Origin of the sequence: Blautia sp. HCP3S3_C12 (genome assembly GCF_052064155.1) — a bacterium.
In the GTDB taxonomy this organism is placed as follows: Bacteria; Bacillota; Clostridia; order Lachnospirales; family Lachnospiraceae; genus Blautia_A.
In genome coordinates this window covers 73,698-91,596 of sequence record NZ_JBQHWC010000004.1, presented here as the reverse complement: position 1 = coordinate 91,596, position 17,899 = coordinate 73,698, and the positions used below count along the sequence as shown (strand labels likewise).

Sequence of the window (17,899 nt, the reverse complement as noted above, 5' to 3'; positions counted from 1 at the left end):
GCCTCCTCTTTCTGTATAAAAAGAAAAAATAGTAAAGCAATTCTTTCCTATTTAAATATCTATTTCCAGATATGGAATATTCCGTAATATTATACGCTAATGGTCTGGAAAAGACAAGATGAAAGTTTACCAAGGTTTGAGTGATTTGCAGTTGAAAATTCAGCTATTTCAAGATATAATGAAAAAAGTGATTTTTATCAAGAGGAGAACAAAAATGGCAGAATATAAACTTCTGAAAACAGAGGGGCGTGCCAAACGCGCAGAGTTTCATACAGTGCATGGTACGATCCAGACTCCTGTTTTTATGAATGTGGGAACGATCGGTGCGATTAAAGGCGCTGTATCCACCATGGATTTACAGCAGATCGGAACACAGGTAGAATTATCAAATACTTATCATCTTCATGTGCGCCCGGGTGATAAAATAGTAAAGCAGTTAGGTGGTCTTCATAAATTTATGGTATGGGACAAACCGATCCTTACAGACTCAGGCGGATTCCAGGTGTTTTCCCTTGCAAAGCTGAGAAAGATCAAAGAAGAGGGAGTTTATTTTAATTCCCATATTGACGGACATAAGATTTTTATGGGTCCGGAAGAGAGTATGCAGATCCAGTCCAATCTTGCTTCCACTATTGCCATGGCATTTGATGAATGTCCCAGCAGTGTGGCTGACAGGGATTATGTGCAGAAGTCTGTAGACAGAACCACACGATGGCTTGCCCGCTGTAAAGCGGAAATGGCAAGACTGAACAGTCTGCCGGATACCATTAATAAAGAACAGCTTCTGTTTGGAATCAACCAGGGTGCTGTTTATGAAGATATCCGTATTGAGCATGCCAAAGCGATCTCTGAAATGGATCTGGATGGCTATGCGGTCGGCGGTTTGGCAGTTGGAGAAACCCATGAAGAGATGTACAGAATCCTGGATGCGGTAGTCCCCTATCTTCCTCAGAATAAACCTACTTACCTGATGGGTGTGGGAACACCGGCAAATATTCTGGAAGGTGTTGAGAGAGGAATTGATTTCTTTGACTGCGTATATCCAAGCCGTAACGGCCGCCATGGACATGTATATACCAATCATGGAAAGATGAATCTGTTCAATGCAAAATATGAACTGGACACACGTCCTATAGAAGAGGGCTGTCAGTGTCCTGCATGCCAGCATTACAGCAGAGCCTATATCCGTCATCTTCTGAAAGCAAAGGAAATGCTGGGAATGCGTCTCTGTGTACTTCACAATCTGTATTTCTACAATCATATGATGGAAGAGATCCGAGATGCGCTTGATGCAGGAAACTTCGCAGAATATAAGAAAATGCGGCTGGAAGGCTTTGAAGAGGGCAAAATAAACTCGAAAAGATAATTTGTATATAAAATTATTATTAAATATACCAAAAACTCTTGAAGTAAAGCGTTTTTTTGTGTATGATGTGTAGTGACGCTTTAATCAGATTGTTTTGTATGAAAACAAGATTTCATACAGAAAGTAACGGAGATTATAAGTGGATCGCAAAGCAGCTCTTCAGTATGAGCAGCCGTCAGGACGGTCTGTGAATACATGATGGACTGCAAATATGCAGAATAACAGGAAAAGTTACAGGAGGAATCAAAATGGACGCATCAAGCGGAATGGGTATGGTTGGCGCTATTGTCTGGATGGTAGTACTGTTCGGAATTATGTACTTCTTAATGCTTCGCCCTCAGAAAAAAGAGCAGAAGAGAATTCAGGCAATGTTAAATGACATGGAAGTTGGTGACAGCATTGTTACTACCAGTGGCTTTTATGGCGTGATCATTGACATGACAGAAGAAGACGTGATCGTAGAATTCGGTAATAACAAAAACTGCCGTATTCCTATGAGAAAACAGGCAATCGCTGAAGTTGAGAAAGCCGGAAGCGCTGCTGAATAATGAAAGTGAAATGATAAAAAGCAGAACACATAGTCAGTGATGACTGTGGTTCTGCTTTTTTGATTGGCACTTTTGCATTTTTTCACTTTAATAGGTTGAAATCTGTCGGAAAGTGCGTTATTATAATAACAATTACGCAATTAGAGTATTTTGGAGGAAATTATTATGGATTATAAGATTGCATTGATCCCCGGCGACGGAATCGGACCGGAAATCGTAAGAGAAGCAAAGAAAGTACTGGACAAGGTATGCGAGAAATATGGACACAGCTTTTCCTATTCAGAAGTTCTGTTAGGCGGCGCATCCATCGATGTACACGGCGTACCCCTTACTGATGAGGCAATTGCTACTGCCAAATCATCAGATGCCGTACTGATGGGCTCTATTGGCGGAGATGCAAAAACTTCTCCATGGTATAAGCTTGAGCCGTCCAAACGCCCGGAAGCAGGACTTCTTGCAATCCGTAAGGCATTAAATCTTTTTGCAAACTTAAGACCGGCTTACCTTTACAATGAGCTGAGAAAAGCCTGCCCTCTCCGCGATGAGATCATCGGAGACGGATTTGACATGATCATTGTACGTGAGCTTACAGGCGGTCTGTATTTCGGAGAACGTCAGACTATTGAAGAGAATGGTGTGAAGAAAGCAATTGATACACTTTCCTATAATGAAAACGAAATCCGCCGTATTGCCATCAAAGCATTTGAGATCGCACGTAAGAGAAGAAATAAAGTAACAAGCGTAGATAAGGCAAATGTTCTGGATTCTTCCAGACTCTGGAGAAAAGTGGTAGAGGAAGTTGCCAAAGATTATCCGGATGTTACCTTAGAGCATATGCTGGTTGACAACTGCGCAATGCAGCTTGTACGTGATCCGAAACAGTTCGATGTTATCCTGACAGAGAATATGTTCGGAGATATCCTTTCAGACGAGGCAAGTATGGTAACAGGCTCCATCGGAATGCTTTCATCTGCAAGCTTAAATGAGACAAAATTCGGTCTCTATGAGCCAAGCCATGGTTCTGCACCTGATATTGCAGGACAGGATAAGGCAAACCCTATTGCAACCATTCTTTCCGCAGCAATGATGCTTCGCTTTTCCCTTGATATGGATAAAGAAGCAGATGCAGTAGAAGCAGCAGTGCAGAAAATCCTGATAGAGGGATACCGCACAGGTGATATTATGTCAGAGGGATGCAAACTTGTAGGAACAAAAGAGATGGGCGACCTGATCGCAGCAGCTCTGTAAGTAAATGATAAACAATTAAGAAAAGAGGAAATAGATAATGAGAAGTGATGCAGTAAAAACAGGCACACAGCAGGCACCTCACCGTTCCCTGTTTAATGCTCTTGGAATGACAAAAGAAGAAATGGACAGACCTCTGGTAGGTATCGTAAGTTCTTACAATGAAATCGTACCGGGCCATATGAACCTTGACAAGATCACACAGGCAGTTAAGCTTGGTGTGGCAATGGCAGGGGGTACACCTGTTATGTTCCCGGCAATCGCAGTCTGCGACGGTATTGCAATGGGACACGTTGGAATGAAATATTCTCTGGTTACCAGAGATCTGATCGCAGATTCCACAGAAGCAATGGCAATGGCACATCAGTTTGATGCACTGGTAATGATTCCTAACTGTGACAAGAATGTACCCGGACTTCTGATGGCAACAGCCAGACTGAATGTTCCTACTGTATTCGTAAGCGGCGGTCCAATGCTTGCCGGACATCTGAACGGACACAAGACAAGTCTTTCCAGTATGTTTGAGGCAGTAGGTGCTTACGCAGCAGGCAAGCTTGATGAGGACGGACTGACAGAATGTGAAATGAAAACATGTCCTACATGCGGATCCTGTTCCGGTATGTACACAGCAAACTCCATGAACTGTCTCACAGAGGTTCTTGGTATGGGTCTGAAAGGAAACGGAACCATCCCTGCTGTATATTCTGAACGTATCCGTCTTGCAAAACATGCAGGTATGCAGGTTATGGAAATGTACAGAAAGAACATCCGCCCAAGAGATATCATGACAAAAGAAGCAATCCTCAATGCCCTGACAGTAGACATGGCACTTGGATGCTCCACAAACAGTATGCTTCACCTTCCGGCTATTGCTCATGAGATCGGAATGGACTTTGATATCAGCTTTGCAAACGAGATCAGCGCAAAGACTCCAAACCTCTGCCACCTTGCACCTGCAGGCCCTACATACATGGAAGACCTGAACGAAGCAGGCGGTGTATATGCAGTTATGAACGAACTGAATAAGAAGGGACTTCTTCATACTGAGTGCATGACAGTCACAGGCAAGACAGTAGGCGAGAACATCAAAGACTGTGTAAATTTAAATCCTGAAGTTATCAGACCCATCGACAATCCATACAGCCGGACAGGCGGACTTGCAGTTCTCAAGGGTAACCTTGCACCGGACGGCGGTGTTGTAAAACGTTCTGCAGTTGTAGAAGAGATGATGGTCCATGAAGGACCTGCAAGAGTCTTTGACTGCGAGGAAGACGCAATCGCAGCTATCAAAGGCGGCAAGATCGTAGAGGGTGACGTAGTAGTTATCCGTTACGAAGGACCGAAAGGCGGCCCTGGCATGAGAGAGATGCTGAACCCTACATCTGCAATTGCAGGTATGGGACTGGGATCTTCTGTAGCCCTGATCACAGACGGACGTTTCAGCGGTGCATCCAGAGGAGCATCCATCGGACATGTATCACCGGAAGCAGCAGTCGGCGGACCGATCGCACTTGTTGAAGAGGGGGATATCATCAGCATCAACATTCCGGAACTGAAACTGGAGATCAAGGTTTCTGATGAAGAAATGCAGGCAAGAAAAGCAAAATGGCAGCCTCGTGAGCCAAAGGTAACAACAGGATATCTTGCAAGATATGCTGCCATGGTAACCTCCGGAAACAGAGGAGCAATCCTTGAGGTACCAAAAGCAAAATAAAGATGAACAAGTACCCGGCGGGAATTGCGGCATAACCTGTGATTCCTGCCTGAAAAGTTAGGAGGATACGTAAAGATGCAGCTTACAGGTGCTGAAATCATCGTTGAATGTTTAAAAGAACAGGGCGTTGACACTGTATTCGGATATCCGGGCGGTGCCATCCTGAATGTATATGACGCCCTCTATGAATATAAAGATCAGATCACACATGTGCTGACCTCCCATGAACAGGGAGCTTCCCATGCAGCAGACGGCTACGCAAGAGCAACCGGAAAAGTCGGCGTGTGTCTCGCAACTTCCGGTCCGGGAGCTACCAACCTGGTAACAGGAATCGCAACTGCATACATGGACTCCGTACCAATGGTAGCCATCACATGTAACGTAGGAACACCCCTTCTTGGAAAGGATTCCTTCCAGGAGGTGGATATTACCGGAATCGTAATGCCTATCACAAAGCATAGCTTTATTGTAAAGGATATTACGACTCTGGCAGATACTGTCCGCAGAGCATTCTATATTGCACAGAGTGGCCGTCCGGGTCCTGTGCTGGTGGATGTGACAAAGGATGTGACAGGTGCAAAATATGAATATACCTTCCGGCGTCCGGCGGCTGTTTTGCCGAAGGTAGATACAATTAAGTCAGAAGATATTGACACTGCTGTCCAGTTGATCAGTGAGTCAAAGAAACCATTTATCTTTACCGGCGGTGGCACCATCATTTCCAATGCTTCCCCGGAATTGACAGAGCTGGCGCACAGAATTGATGCACCGGTGTGTGACAGCCTTATGGGAAAAGGTGGATTTTCAGGAGAAGATCCTCTGTATACAGGTATGCTGGGAATGCATGGAACTAAAGCTTCCAACTTGGGAGTTTCCAAATGTGACCTGTTGATCGTGCTTGGAGCCAGATTCAGTGACCGTGTCACCGGAAATACAAAGACCTTTGCAAAACAGGCAAAGATTCTTCAGATTGATGTAGATGCTGCAGAGATCAACAAAAATATTGTTGTGGATGCCAGCGTTATCGGGGATGAGAAGGAAGTACTGAAACAGATCCTGGAGAAGCTTCCACAGATGAAGCATTCTGAATGGACCGGAAAAATCAGTGAACTGAAGGAAAAATATCCCTTAAGATATGATCACTCCCAGCTTACAGGCCCATACATTATTGAAAAGCTGTACGAACTGACAAAAGGAGATGCCATCATCACAACAGAGGTTGGACAGAACCAGATGTGGGCAGCTCAGTATTTTAAATACAAAGAGCCAAGAACCTTCCTTTCTTCCGGTGGCCTGGGAACTATGGGATATGGACTTGGTGCAGCCATCGGTGCCAAGATGGGAAGACCGGACAAGACTGTGGTAAACATTGCAGGTGACGGATGCTTCCGTATGAATATGAATGAGATCGCAACAGCAGTCCGCTGTGGCAGACCTTTAATTGAAATTGTATTGAACAATCATGTACTGGGAATGGTACGTCAGTGGCAGACCTTGTTCTATGACCACAGATATTCCCATACAATTTTAAATGATGCAGTAGATTTTGTGAAGCTGGCAGAAGCCATGGGAGCAAAAGCAATCCGTATCACAAAGATGGAAGAGGTAGAGCCTGCATTAAAAGAGGCTCTGGCATGTCCGGGACCTATCGTACTTGACTGTATGATCGATCAGGATCTCAGCGTATTCCCCATGGTACCGGCAGGCGCAAGCATTGATGATGTTTTTGATGAGGAGGATATGAAAAACAATGAGCAGAGTGTATAATTTTTCCGCAGGACCGGCTGTACTGCCGGAAGAGGTACTGAAAGAAGTAGCAGAGGAGATGATGGACTATCAGGGCTCCGGTATGTCTGTAATGGAAATGAGCCACAGAAGTGCTGATTTCCAGAAGATCATCGACGAGGCAGAGCAGGATCTTCGTGATCTGATGAAGATTCCGGATAACTATAAGGTATTATTCCTTCAGGGCGGAGCTTCCCAGCAGTTTGCAGCAATCCCTATGAACCTTATGAAGAACAAGGTTGCTGATTACATTGTAACAGGACAGTGGGCAAAGAAAGCATACCAGGAAGCACAGAAATATGGAAAAGCAAACAAGATCGCTTCTTCCGAGGATAAGACTTTCTCCTATATTCCTGACTGCAGCGACCTTCCGATCAGCCCGGATGCAGACTATGTATACATTTGTGAAAACAACACAATTTACGGAACAAAATTCAAGAAGCTTCCTAACACAAAAGGAAAAACTCTGGTAGCAGATGTTTCCTCCTGCTTCTTATCTGAGCCTGTTGATGTATCCAAATATGGCATCATCTATGGCGGTGTACAGAAGAATATCGGACCAGCAGGTATGGTAATCTCCATTATCCGCGAAGATCTGATCACAGATGATGTTCTGGAAGGAACACCTACTATGCTGAAATTCAAAACACAGGCAGACGCAGGTTCTCTTTACAATACTCCAAACTGCTATTGCATCTATGTATGCGGTAAGGTCTTCAAATGGCTAAAGAAAATGGGCGGACTGGAAGAAATGCAGAGACGTAACATTGAGAAAGCGAAAATCCTCTATGATTTCCTTGATCAGAGCAAGCTGTTCAAAGGAACTGTTGTACCGGAAGACCGTTCTCTCATGAATGTACCATTCGTAACAGGTGACAAGGACATGGATGCCAAATTTGTAAAAGAAGCAAAAGAGGCAGGACTTGTAAACTTAAAGGGACACCGTACAGTGGGCGGTATGCGTGCAAGTATCTACAATGCTATGCCAAAAGAAGGTGTGGAAGCACTGGTTGCTTTCATGAAGAAGTTTGAGGAGGAAAATGCATAATGTTTCAGTATCATTGCCTGAATCCCATTGCAGAAAAAGGTCTGGGATTATTTGATGAAGAATATAAGAAAAGCGAAGATCTGCAGGAGTGTGATGCAGTCCTTGTAAGAAGTGCAAAGATGCATGACATGGAGCTTCCTGAGAGCGTGAAGGTAATCGCACGTGCAGGTGCAGGTGTCAACAATATTCCTGTAAAGGACTGTGCAGAAAAAGGCGTGGTAGTATTTAACACACCGGGCGCCAATGCAAACGGTGTGAAGGAGCTTGTACTTGCAGGTATGCTCCTTGCTTCCCGTGATATCGTAGGCGGTATCGAATGGGTTGCCAAAGAGAAAGATCAGGAAGATATCGATAAACTTGCTGAGAAGCAGAAGAAGCAGTTTGCAGGATGCGAGATCATGGGCAAGAAGCTGGGTATCATCGGTCTTGGTGCTATCGGAGCAATGGTGGCAAATGCTGCTTCTGCACTTGGAATGGAAGTATACGGATATGATCCATACATCTCCATTGATGCTGCATGGAATCTTTCCCGCACCATCAAGCATATCAAGAGCCTGGATGAGATTTATTCCCAGTGTGATTACATTACCATCCATGTACCTCTTCTTGACAGCACAAAAGAGATGATCAACAAAGAAGCATTAGACAAGATGAAAGACGGCGTAGTACTTCTGAACTTTGCCCGGGATCTTCTGGTTGATGAGGATGCTCTGATCGAAGCATTAGACAGCGGAAAAGTGAAGAAATATGTGACAGACTTTGCAAACCATACAGTAGCAGGACATAAGGGAATCCTGGTAACTCCACATCTTGGAGCATCCACAGAGGAATCCGAAGAAAACTGTGCAGTAATGGCAGTGAAAGAAGTAAGAGATTTCCTTGAGAACGGAAATATCAAAAACTCTGTAAACTTCCCCAACTGTGATATGGGAACCTGCGCGGCAGTAGGACGTATTGCCATCTGCCACAAAAATATCCCGAACATGATCAGCCAGTTCACCAAGATCCTCGGTGCAGAAGGTCTGAACATCGCAGATATGACAAACAAGAGCAAAGGCGAATACGCTTATACTCTCATTGATCTGGAAAGCACAGCTTCCAGAGAAGCACTGGATGAGCTGAAAGCAATTGAAGGCGTTTCCAGAGTTCGTGTGGTAAAATAGTAAGATACAAGTTAACAGTTTAACCGAATCAAGTAAGTCCCCTGCTTCAATTGCGAAAAGCAATAAGCAGTGGGTGGGGACTTTCTTGTATCAGGAGGAGTGCGAGCTCCTTCTGATAAACTGCGAAGCAGTTATTCGGTTATGAGCAAGTAGCGAAGCGGATTGCGAATATCCGCTTGACTATTTTTATAATGACTGACTGTTGATTTGTAATAGAGATTTATATATTTAAAATATCTCCTGTCTGATTGAGATTTTCAATCGCCAGGAGATATTTTTTGATTTTTATGATAAAAAAAGGAAGCCCTCTGGCACCGCCAGACTGGGCTTCCTTAAAAAATTATGATGTTAAATCAGCATCCTCTTGATTTCATAAAGTCAAGAACCTCTTCTTTGGTGGACATGACGCGAAGAGCACCCTTACGTGTGGTGATCAGAGAAGCTGCCGCATTTGCGAATGTGAGCAGTTCTTTTAAGTTCTCTTCTGTCAGATTGTCCAGACCATGTTCCAGAACATAGTTTAAGGAACTTGCGCAGAAGGTATCGCCTGCACCTGTTGTCTCGATAGTCTTTTCCTGAAGGAAAGGAGCAGCCTCTACTTTCATGTCTTTGTAGTAAGCGCGGCTTCCGTCTTTTCCGAGTGTGATGAGGATAAGCGGAATATTGTATTTCTCTTTCAGAAGTGCGGCGCCTTTGTCATAGTCTGTAGTTCCGAACAGGAATTCAACTTCATTATCTGAGATTTTCAGAATATCACATTTGCCAAGGCCGTATTCGATTTCTGCCTTTGCGTCATCCAGAGATTTCCATAATGGCGGACGAAGGTTCGGGTCGAAGCTGACGATACATCCGGCTTCTTTTGCAACGTCGATGGCATAGCGGGTTGCCTCGCGTACTCCTTCGTGAGTGGAAGAAAGAGTTCCGAAGTGGAAGATTCTGGAATCTCTGATCAGGTCTTCCTGGATTTCATCCTTGGTGAGCATCATATCTGCACCCGGGTTACGGTAGAAGGAGAAATCTCTGTCTCCGTCAGGATAAGTATGTACAAAGGCAAGTGTTGTGTGTACCTCGTTGTCAATCACAAGGTTGCGGGTGTCGATCCCTACTTCCTCTACAGCATTCTTAAGCTGGGTTCCGAACATGTCGTTTCCGACTTTGCCGATGAATGCAGTTTTTTTGCCAAGCTTTTCAAGCATTGCAAGCACGTTGCATGGAGCACCGCCCGGATTGGCTTCCAGCATCGGATTCCCCTGTGCGCTGCTTCCGTTTTCAGTAAAGTCAATCAATAATTCGCCTAATGCGGTTACGTCAAAGGCTTTGTTTCCCATTATTTGAATCCTCCTTATAGTAGAAAAAAGAATCCCGGTATCCGGAACAGGATCCTTTTTATGGTTTGATACCATAAATTTATCTCAGAAACGGGAATTTGTCAAACAATTTCCTTTATTTTTTTGTGCAAAAATGCTAAACTAAGAATAGAATTACTGTTCACATATTCTTATATTCTGCCTGAGCCTGGTTATGAAAATAAAGTGAATGGTAACAGATAATCTGATTTCGACAACAGGGGAGGTAACCTAGCTATGAACGAAAAACTATACGGTTATATGAACTGGCCAAGAATTGAAGCTATTGTGTATGGAGAGGAAACAGCGCCCAGAGATGTAATGGGACCAAGGATCACGCCAGATGGTGTCCTGATCCAGGGATTTTTTCCGGGCGCAGATGGGGTAAGTGTAATAAGTGAAAATAAAACTTATGTCTGTGAAAAGGAAGATGAGGCAGGATATTTTGCAGTATTGCTTCCTGTGCATAAGGTGCCGAAATATAAATTTTCTATAAAAACAGGTGAAATCGAGACAGAAAGCTATGATCCTTATGCTTTTCCATGCCAGATCACAGAGGAAGAAGAAAAGCAGTTCTGTGCAGGCGTTTATTATGAGGCATATAAAAAACTTGGAGCACATCCCATGGAGATTAATGGAGTAAAGGGAACTTTGTTTGCTGTCTGGGCTCCCAATGCTATTAGCGTGAATATTGCCGGGGATTTCAATGAATGGATTGGCCGTGCAACCATCATGCACCGTATGCCAATGTCCGGTATCTTTGAACTGTTTGTACCCGGAGCAGAAGTCGGAACACATTATAAATATGAAATTAAAGTTAAAGGCGGCGAAGTTCTGCTAAAGGCCGATCCTTATGGGAACAGCGCAGACCATGATCCTGAGGGAGCATCTGTGGTAGCAGATGTAAGTGCTTTTCAGTGGAACGATGGAGACTGGATGAAAGAACGTTCCAGATTTGATGACAGGAAACAGCCGGTTTCTATATATGAAACATCTCTGGAGGAATGGAAGACGGGAGAGGAACTGGTGGAGTTTCTGGCAGAGGAGGATTATACTCATGTAGAACTGCATCCGGTGATGGAATATCTGGATGATAATACAGGAGGATATTCTACTTATGGTTATTATGCACCGACTTCCAGATTTGGGACACCCAAGGATTTTCAGAAGCTGGTGGATGAATTGCATCAGGCAGGAATCGGTGTGATCCTGGACTGGACACCTGCACAGTTTCCACGGTATGCTTCCGGGCTGGAGAGATTTGATGGAACACCTCTTTATGAAAAACAGAATCCTGCAGAAGCGGTTCATCCATTCTGGGGAACACTGCTCTACAATTATGCCAGTCCTATGGTGAAGGATTTTCTGATTGCCAATGCATGTTTCTGGACAGAGGTTTATCATGTGGACGGTCTGCGCATGGATGATGTAGATGCTATGCTGTACCTGGATTATGGCAGAAATCCTGGAGTGTGGACACCAAATATATATGGCACAAATGAGAACCTGGATGCATTGGAATTTCTGAAACATCTGAATTCTGTGATCAAACAGAGAAATCCTGGTATCCTTCTTATTGCCCAGGAGGACGGACTCTGGCCGGAGCTGACGGACAGTGTGGTAAATGACCATCTTGGATTTGATTATAAATGGAGTGGCGGATGGACAAAAGATCTCCTGGAATACCTGAGTAAGGATCCCATTGAGAGAAAGAATTACCATGATCAGCTGACAGTTTCTTTGCTTTATGCATACTGTGAACATTATATTCTGACCCTTGGCACCAGGGATGTTGGCACTTTGAAGGATTTTGCAGAGAAACTGCCGGGAACAGAAGCACAGAAGAGTGCGCAGATCAGAGAAGCATACGCCTATATGATGCTTCACCCGGGATGCAAGATGATGGCGCCGGATAAAGACATGCCAAAAGAACTGGAAGTTTTTGTCAAAGACCTTAATAATATGTATCTGGCTCATCCGGCACTTTATCAGATGGATGACGAGTATGATGGATTTGAATGGGTTCAGCTGATGAAGTATGAGGAGAATGTGATCGCATTCATGAGAAAGACAGAGAAACCGGAAGAAACTATTCTGGCTGTCTGCAATTTCGCGGCAATCCCCTACGAGAATTATCAGGTTGGAGTACCTTTTGCCGGTAAATATAAAGAAATCTTTAACAGTGATGATAAGAAATATGGCGGGGAAGGTGTAGTTAATGGAAGAGTGAAAGTAGCGAAGAAGGCAGAGTGCGATGAGAGAGAATATTCTATTACAGTGAAACTTCCTGCACTTGGGGTGGCAATCTTTACCTGTACACCGGAAGAAGAGCCGAAAGAGGAGAAAGCAGCAGAAGGTCAGATCAAGAAGTCGATTACCAAGGCGAGAACTGTACGTAAGGCTGCAGCGAAAACAAAAGCTGATGTAAAGACGGTAGTAAAACCGGCGACAAAAAAAGTGACAAAAAGAGCACCAAAAGAAGCGCCAAAGGTGACAAAGACCACACCCCAAAAACCAGCTAAAAAGGACTTGACAGAAAATAAATAATATTATAAACTAAATGCTGTGGCTGTCGGAACCGTTATTTTCTGACAGATGACAGCATAAGCTGAAATAGCTCAGTCGGTAGAGCACTTCACTCGTAATGAAGGGGTCGTGAGTTCAAGTCTCATTTTCAGCTTGACGTTCAAATAGCTCTGAATCCTTATGAATTGAGGATTTGGAGCTTTTTTTGTTAGGGCAAACAAATAATCACCTGCTAAGCCGGCGGTTGTGATTATGTCAAAAAAAGCGTTGATACTGATATTGAAAAGAAAAAATAACTTTGTTATACTTCACTTTATTGAGGTGAATAAATATGGAAGTATTGTTGGCAGGAAATACAGGATATGTAACAGAAACTTTTATAGAAGAATCATTTCCTGAATGTGATGTAGTTGTACTGGGAAATGAGATGCTGAAATCAAATCGAAACAAGAATATATTATCTCGTCCGTTCATAAAAGATGAGAAAGAACTGAAAGAGATTTTCGAAACATATGAGTTTGAAAGAATTGTTTATTTTTCCAATTATCTGACTATGCATGGCAGGATGGCAGGAGAACTGGAACAACTGAGACAGATACTTCAGTTATGCAAAAAGAATAAGGAAATAAGGATGTTGTATCTGACCGGCCAGGAGAGTATTTATAATATTACAAGTGGAAAAACACTTCTGGTATCCGCAGCAGAAAATGTAGTTATGGAATATGGAAATATGTATCAGATAAACACCAAGATTCTGAGAATTCCTCATTTATATTCAGCGTTATACACACAGGACTTTTTTTATAAGCTGTTTACAGAGGCAGAACAAAGCGGGAAAATTGTTTTTGAGGAATCACCGGAACAAAATATTTATTTTCTATGTATGGATGATCTGGCAGAACTGCTTTATAAAGTATATGATAATTGGGGAAAAGAATGCTGTCTGAATGTTCCGGATTGTTTCGGGCAGAATTTCAGTGATCTGGAAAAAGAAATCAGAAAAACAATTCCGGGTAAACTGGATATAAGATATCAGAACAGCGGTCAGATTTATAAGGTACAGCCGGATGATCAGATCATAAGACAGGAATATGGGTGGTTTCCAAAGATATCTGTTTTTGAAGATATTCCCGGGATGTATCAGGAGTATAAAAAATTATCAGATCAAGATTCCGGACATTTTGCAAATATCAGGAATTGGATATCGAAAAATACTTTGCTGGTTCACATTCTGGAATTAATCTCAGGATTTATTTTATTTGAATTTCTAAACAAATATACAGGAACTTATGCTCAGTTTAAAATGATTGACCTGAGACTTGTATTTATTGTATTCATGGGAAGTCTTTATGGAATTAATTATGGAATAGCAGCAGCAGCGTTGGAAACTTGTTCTTTGATTGCAGCATACAGGCAGGAGAATGTAAACATATATACTTTGTTTTATGAGGCTTCCAACTGGATTCCGTTTATTTTTTATTTTGCAGCAGGTGCTGTCTGTGGCTATATAAGGCTGAAAAATGAAGAGAATATAGAATTTGTAACAAAAGAAAACAGACTGATCAAGGAAAAATTTTTCTTTATGCAGGAAATGTATCAGGAGACCCTTCAGGATAAAAGACAATATAAGAAGCAGATTCTCGGAAGCAGGGACAGCTTTGGAAAAATTTTTGACATAACAAGAAAGCTGGATGTGATACAGCCTCAGAAATTGTTTATGGAAACCATAAGGGTAATGGAAGATGTTCTGGAAAATCATACAATTGTACTTTATTCACTGGATTCATGGAAACGTTTTGGGAGGATGGAAGTGTCATCACCTGAAATTCGCAGAAAAATACCGAATTCTATAAGGATTGAAGAGTATCAGAATGCGATAGAAACGCTGGAAAAGGGTGAGGTCTGGAGAAACAGGGAATTGCTTGCCGGATATCCGGCATATATTGCAGGGATAAGGAGAAATGGAGAACTTGTAATGCTGGTATTTATTCAGGATGCTGCCAGTAATCAGATGACATTGTATTATCTGAATCTTATTAAAATTTTATGCGGTCTGGTAGAAGTCTCTCTGCTGCGTGCACTGGAATATCAGGAAGCAGTCAGAGACAGGGAATATCTGGAAGGAACTCATATATTAAAAACAGAGTATTTTATGGAAAGACTGAAATTATTTCATTCTATAAAAGAACAGAAAATAGGATCATATGCTCTGCTGCAGATTGAGAACCCGGCAATAACACTGGAGGAAACAGACAGGATATTAAGAAATAAAATCAGAGAGAATGACATACTGGGAATATCGGAGGATGGGCAACTTTATCTGATCCTGTCACAGGTGGATGATGGCATGTTACCGATCGTAATTGAAAGGATCGAAAAGAACGGACTTCACTGCAGAGTGATTGACACCCGTAACGAAAGCAGGGTAGCTGAAGAATGATACAGAATATAACAGGAGTTGTTTTTATTATATTTCATATTATCTGTTGTGTTTTAATATGGACAGGAATAAACTCCCATTTACTGAAGGTGAAGAGGTATCTCATATTACCTGTGATCTTTGTACCGGTATGGGGTATGATCTGTGTGTTGCTTCTCCATTTCCAAATATTTTTTCACCAGGATAAAAAGCGCGAAATCGGAATAGAAAAAATGAAGATCAATGAAGAAGTTTACAGAAGCATTATAGTACCGAAAGAAGAAAGTGACAGAAATATTGTGCCACTGGAGGAAGTGCTTCTTATTGATGAGGCCGATATGAGGCGTGATCTGATTATGAATATATTGAATGATGATCCGGAGAATTACATAGATATGCTTAAACAGGCAAGGATGAATGAGGATGTAGAGGTTGTGCATTATGCGATCACAGGAATGGTAGAGCTGTCTAAGGAATATGAAAGCAGACTGCAGAAGATAGAATACAGATATGCAAAAGAACCGGAAAATCAACAGCTTATTGCAGAGTACTGCGATTTTCTTCAGGAGTATTTATCTCAGGGACTTCTGGAAGGACAGATGGAACTGGTGCAAAGAAATCAATATATAAAACTTCTGAAGAAAAAACTGAAATTTAAAGAGGATCTTCATACATATGTATGTCTGACTGAGAATCAAATGCAGATGAAGGAGTATGAACAGGTTCTTAAAAGTCTGGAAAGAATGGATAAGAAGTGGCACAGAAATGAAGAATACTGGATACTCAGGATCAGATATTACGTAGAACTGAAACAGGGAAAAGAATTAAAGGAAACATTAGAGCAGATTCAGCAGGAGCATATTTACCTGTCGGCGAAAGGAAAGGAGGCATTGGCTTTTTGGCAGGAATGATAAAATATTTACAGTCTTTTCGATTTAAGGGTCTGACTGTTATTCTGGGAGTCTTTCTGGCAATCAGTGTGGTGCTTTGGACAGAGCGTTCAGGAATTCAGTATCAGGCAGATATCAAGAAGAATGCATATCTGGACAGGGATACTGTTGTAACTGAAACACAGGCAGTCAAAAATATTGAGAGCAGTTGTCTGGTGCTGATGGACAGCAGTCAGGCAGACAGTGTGATGGCATGGGAACAGTTTGAAAGAATTTTCATGGATATGAAAATAGGAGTAGATCTGGCAGATATCAGACAGAGTGAGATTCCTGATTTCTCAGGCTATGAAACAATAGTGGTGCTGATGTCGGATCTGAACCCATTGAAGGATGTAGTTATAAAGATTGGAAACTGGGTAGAAAAAGGAGGACGTGTTCTTTTTGCATTAACACTTCAGAAGGATACATATGTTTCGATCATTGAGCAGAAATTGGGAATTACAGACTCTGATTATGGAAATGTTCTGGTAGATAAAATCTATATTGATGATGATTTCATGATTGGAGGGGGAAGATCTTACCAGATTCCGGACGCATATGATTCAGCATGGGAAGTAAGTGTTGGAGAAACAGCGAAGGTTTATGCATGGACAGATGATGAAAAGAAGGTTCCGCTTATCTGGGAAAACAGTTATGGAAAAGGTAAATTTGTAGTTGACAATTTTGGATTATGTGAAAAAGCCACAAGAGGATTTTTTGCGGCATCCTATAGCCTGCTGACAGATGTGATGGTTTACCCGGTGCTTAATGGATCTGTATTCTATCTGGATGATTTTCCATCTCCTGTACCGAGTGGAGATGGAAAATATATCAAACGTGATTATGGTCTCAGCATCAAAGAGTTTTATACAAATATCTGGTGGCCGGATATGCTGGATATGGCAGAGGAACACGGCGTGAAATATACAGGTGTTATTATTGATAATTATGAAGATGATGTGTCCGGAGATGTTGTGGAACAGGAAGATGTGCAGAGATTTCAGTATTTTGGGAATATGCTGCTTCATCAGGGAGGAGAACTGGGATATCATGGATATAATCATCAGCCATTGAGCCTGTCAAATGTGGATTATGCAAATATCCTTCCATACAAAACATGGGAAAGCTATGATGCAATGAAAAAAGCCATGACAGAGCTGATACGGTTTGGAAAAGATATGTTTCCGGGGACAGAGTTGTCTGTTTATGTACCGCCGTCTAATGTGCTGTCAGATGAAGGGCGGGAAATGATCGTAAAAGAATTTCCGGAGATACGTACAATTGCAAGTAATTATTTTGTCGGAGATATGGCATATACACAGGAGTTTGAAGTTGCAGAAGATGGAATTGTGGAACAGCCCCGTATTATTTCAGGTGCTGTGATTGATGATTATATGGAACTTGCGGCTGTATCTGAACTGAATATGCATTTTGTCAATACACATTTTATGCATCCGGATGATCTGCTGGACGAAGACAGAGGTGCCAGACTGGGATGGGAGAAACTGAAAAAACGGCTGGATGAATATATGGACTGGCTGTATACTTCAGCTCCATGTCTGAGAAATCTTACTGCTTCCGAACTATCAGGCGCAATACAGCGGTATGGGGCACTGGTGATCGATAAGGATGTATCAGATCAGGAACTTAATCTTAAATTAGATAATTTTTATGATGAAGCTTATATTATGATAAGAATGAATGAAGGGACTCCGGGTAATATAGAAGGTGGAGAACTGACGCATATTACCGGAAATCTCTATCTGCTTCGGGCAAAAGAGAAATCAGTGAAAATAGAAATAAGGTGAGA

At 42.3% G+C, this 17,899-nt stretch carries 12 protein-coding genes and 1 tRNA gene; 12 read left to right on the top strand and 1 reads right to left on the bottom strand.

All coding sequences use genetic code 11. The annotated features are described in order from the left end of the window. Nucleotides 1-214 precede the first annotated feature (214 nt). The 7 genes from tgt to ACTNDS_RS05785 all read left to right on the top strand — a co-directional run bounded on the left by tgt (nucleotide 215) and on the right by ACTNDS_RS05785 (nucleotide 8,869). Nucleotides 215-1,366 (top strand): tRNA guanosine(34) transglycosylase Tgt, encoded by a 1,152-nt coding sequence (gene tgt, locus ACTNDS_RS05815; RefSeq protein WP_008703492.1) that lies wholly within the window; start codon nucleotides 215-217, stop codon nucleotides 1,364-1,366. Nucleotides 1,367-1,614: 248 nt separating this feature from the next. After that, nucleotides 1,615-1,914, top strand: coding sequence for a preprotein translocase subunit YajC (yajC, locus tag ACTNDS_RS05810; protein WP_441034358.1), 300 nt, complete (start codon nucleotides 1,615-1,617; stop codon nucleotides 1,912-1,914). 165 nt (nucleotides 1,915-2,079) lie between these two features. Then, nucleotides 2,080-3,162 (top strand): 3-isopropylmalate dehydrogenase, encoded by a 1,083-nt coding sequence (gene leuB, locus ACTNDS_RS05805; RefSeq protein ID WP_441034356.1) that lies wholly within the window; start codon nucleotides 2,080-2,082, stop codon nucleotides 3,160-3,162. Nucleotides 3,163-3,199: 37 nt separating this feature from the next. Beyond that, entirely contained in the window at nucleotides 3,200-4,873 is a 1,674-nt protein-coding gene (ilvD, locus tag ACTNDS_RS05800; protein WP_441034354.1) for a dihydroxy-acid dehydratase, read from the top strand. A gap of 75 nt (nucleotides 4,874-4,948) precedes the next feature. Next, entirely contained in the window at nucleotides 4,949-6,640 is a 1,692-nt protein-coding gene (gene ilvB, locus ACTNDS_RS05795) for a biosynthetic-type acetolactate synthase large subunit (RefSeq protein WP_441034352.1), read from the top strand. Next, entirely contained in the window at nucleotides 6,624-7,706 is a 1,083-nt protein-coding gene (serC, locus tag ACTNDS_RS05790) for a 3-phosphoserine/phosphohydroxythreonine transaminase (RefSeq protein WP_055058074.1), read from the top strand. Before ilvB ends, serC begins: the two co-directional genes overlap by 17 nt. Beyond that, a complete protein-coding gene (locus ACTNDS_RS05785; RefSeq protein ID WP_441034349.1) occupies nucleotides 7,706-8,869 on the top strand; it encodes a phosphoglycerate dehydrogenase in 1,164 nt (387 codons plus the stop codon). The genes serC and ACTNDS_RS05785 overlap by 1 nt, the downstream gene beginning before the upstream one ends. Before the next feature lie 353 nt (nucleotides 8,870-9,222). On the opposite strand, the gene ACTNDS_RS05780 is transcribed toward ACTNDS_RS05785, so the two are convergent. After that, nucleotides 9,223-10,197, bottom strand: a complete 975-nt coding sequence (locus ACTNDS_RS05780; RefSeq protein ID WP_055053872.1) for a carbohydrate kinase family protein — start codon at nucleotides 10,195-10,197, stop codon at nucleotides 9,223-9,225. A gap of 255 nt (nucleotides 10,198-10,452) precedes the next feature. On the opposite strand from ACTNDS_RS05780, the gene glgB reads away from it, so the two are divergent. The 5 genes from glgB to ACTNDS_RS05755 all read left to right on the top strand — a co-directional run bounded on the left by glgB (nucleotide 10,453) and on the right by ACTNDS_RS05755 (nucleotide 17,897). Then, the gene (gene glgB / locus ACTNDS_RS05775; RefSeq protein ID WP_441034347.1) at nucleotides 10,453-12,762 is read left to right on the top strand and encodes a 1,4-alpha-glucan branching enzyme; all 2,310 of its coding nucleotides are present in this window, start codon (nucleotides 10,453-10,455) and stop codon (nucleotides 12,760-12,762) included. 60 nt (nucleotides 12,763-12,822) lie between these two features. Continuing rightward, nucleotides 12,823-12,895 (top strand) — tRNA-Thr (locus ACTNDS_RS05770). Nucleotides 12,896-13,072: 177 nt separating this feature from the next. Beyond that, on the top strand, nucleotides 13,073-15,181 hold the full coding sequence (locus tag ACTNDS_RS05765) for an NAD-dependent epimerase/dehydratase family protein (protein ID WP_441034345.1): 2,109 nt from the start codon (nucleotides 13,073-13,075) through the stop codon (nucleotides 15,179-15,181). A gap of 212 nt (nucleotides 15,182-15,393) precedes the next feature. Further along, complete coding sequence (locus ACTNDS_RS05760) at nucleotides 15,394-16,071, top strand: hypothetical protein (RefSeq protein ID WP_441034343.1); 678 nt, start codon at nucleotides 15,394-15,396, stop codon at nucleotides 16,069-16,071. Next, nucleotides 16,068-17,897, top strand: coding sequence for a DUF2194 domain-containing protein (locus ACTNDS_RS05755; protein ID WP_441034504.1), 1,830 nt, complete (start codon nucleotides 16,068-16,070; stop codon nucleotides 17,895-17,897). Before ACTNDS_RS05760 ends, ACTNDS_RS05755 begins: the two co-directional genes overlap by 4 nt. Nucleotides 17,898-17,899: the final 2 nt, after the last annotated feature.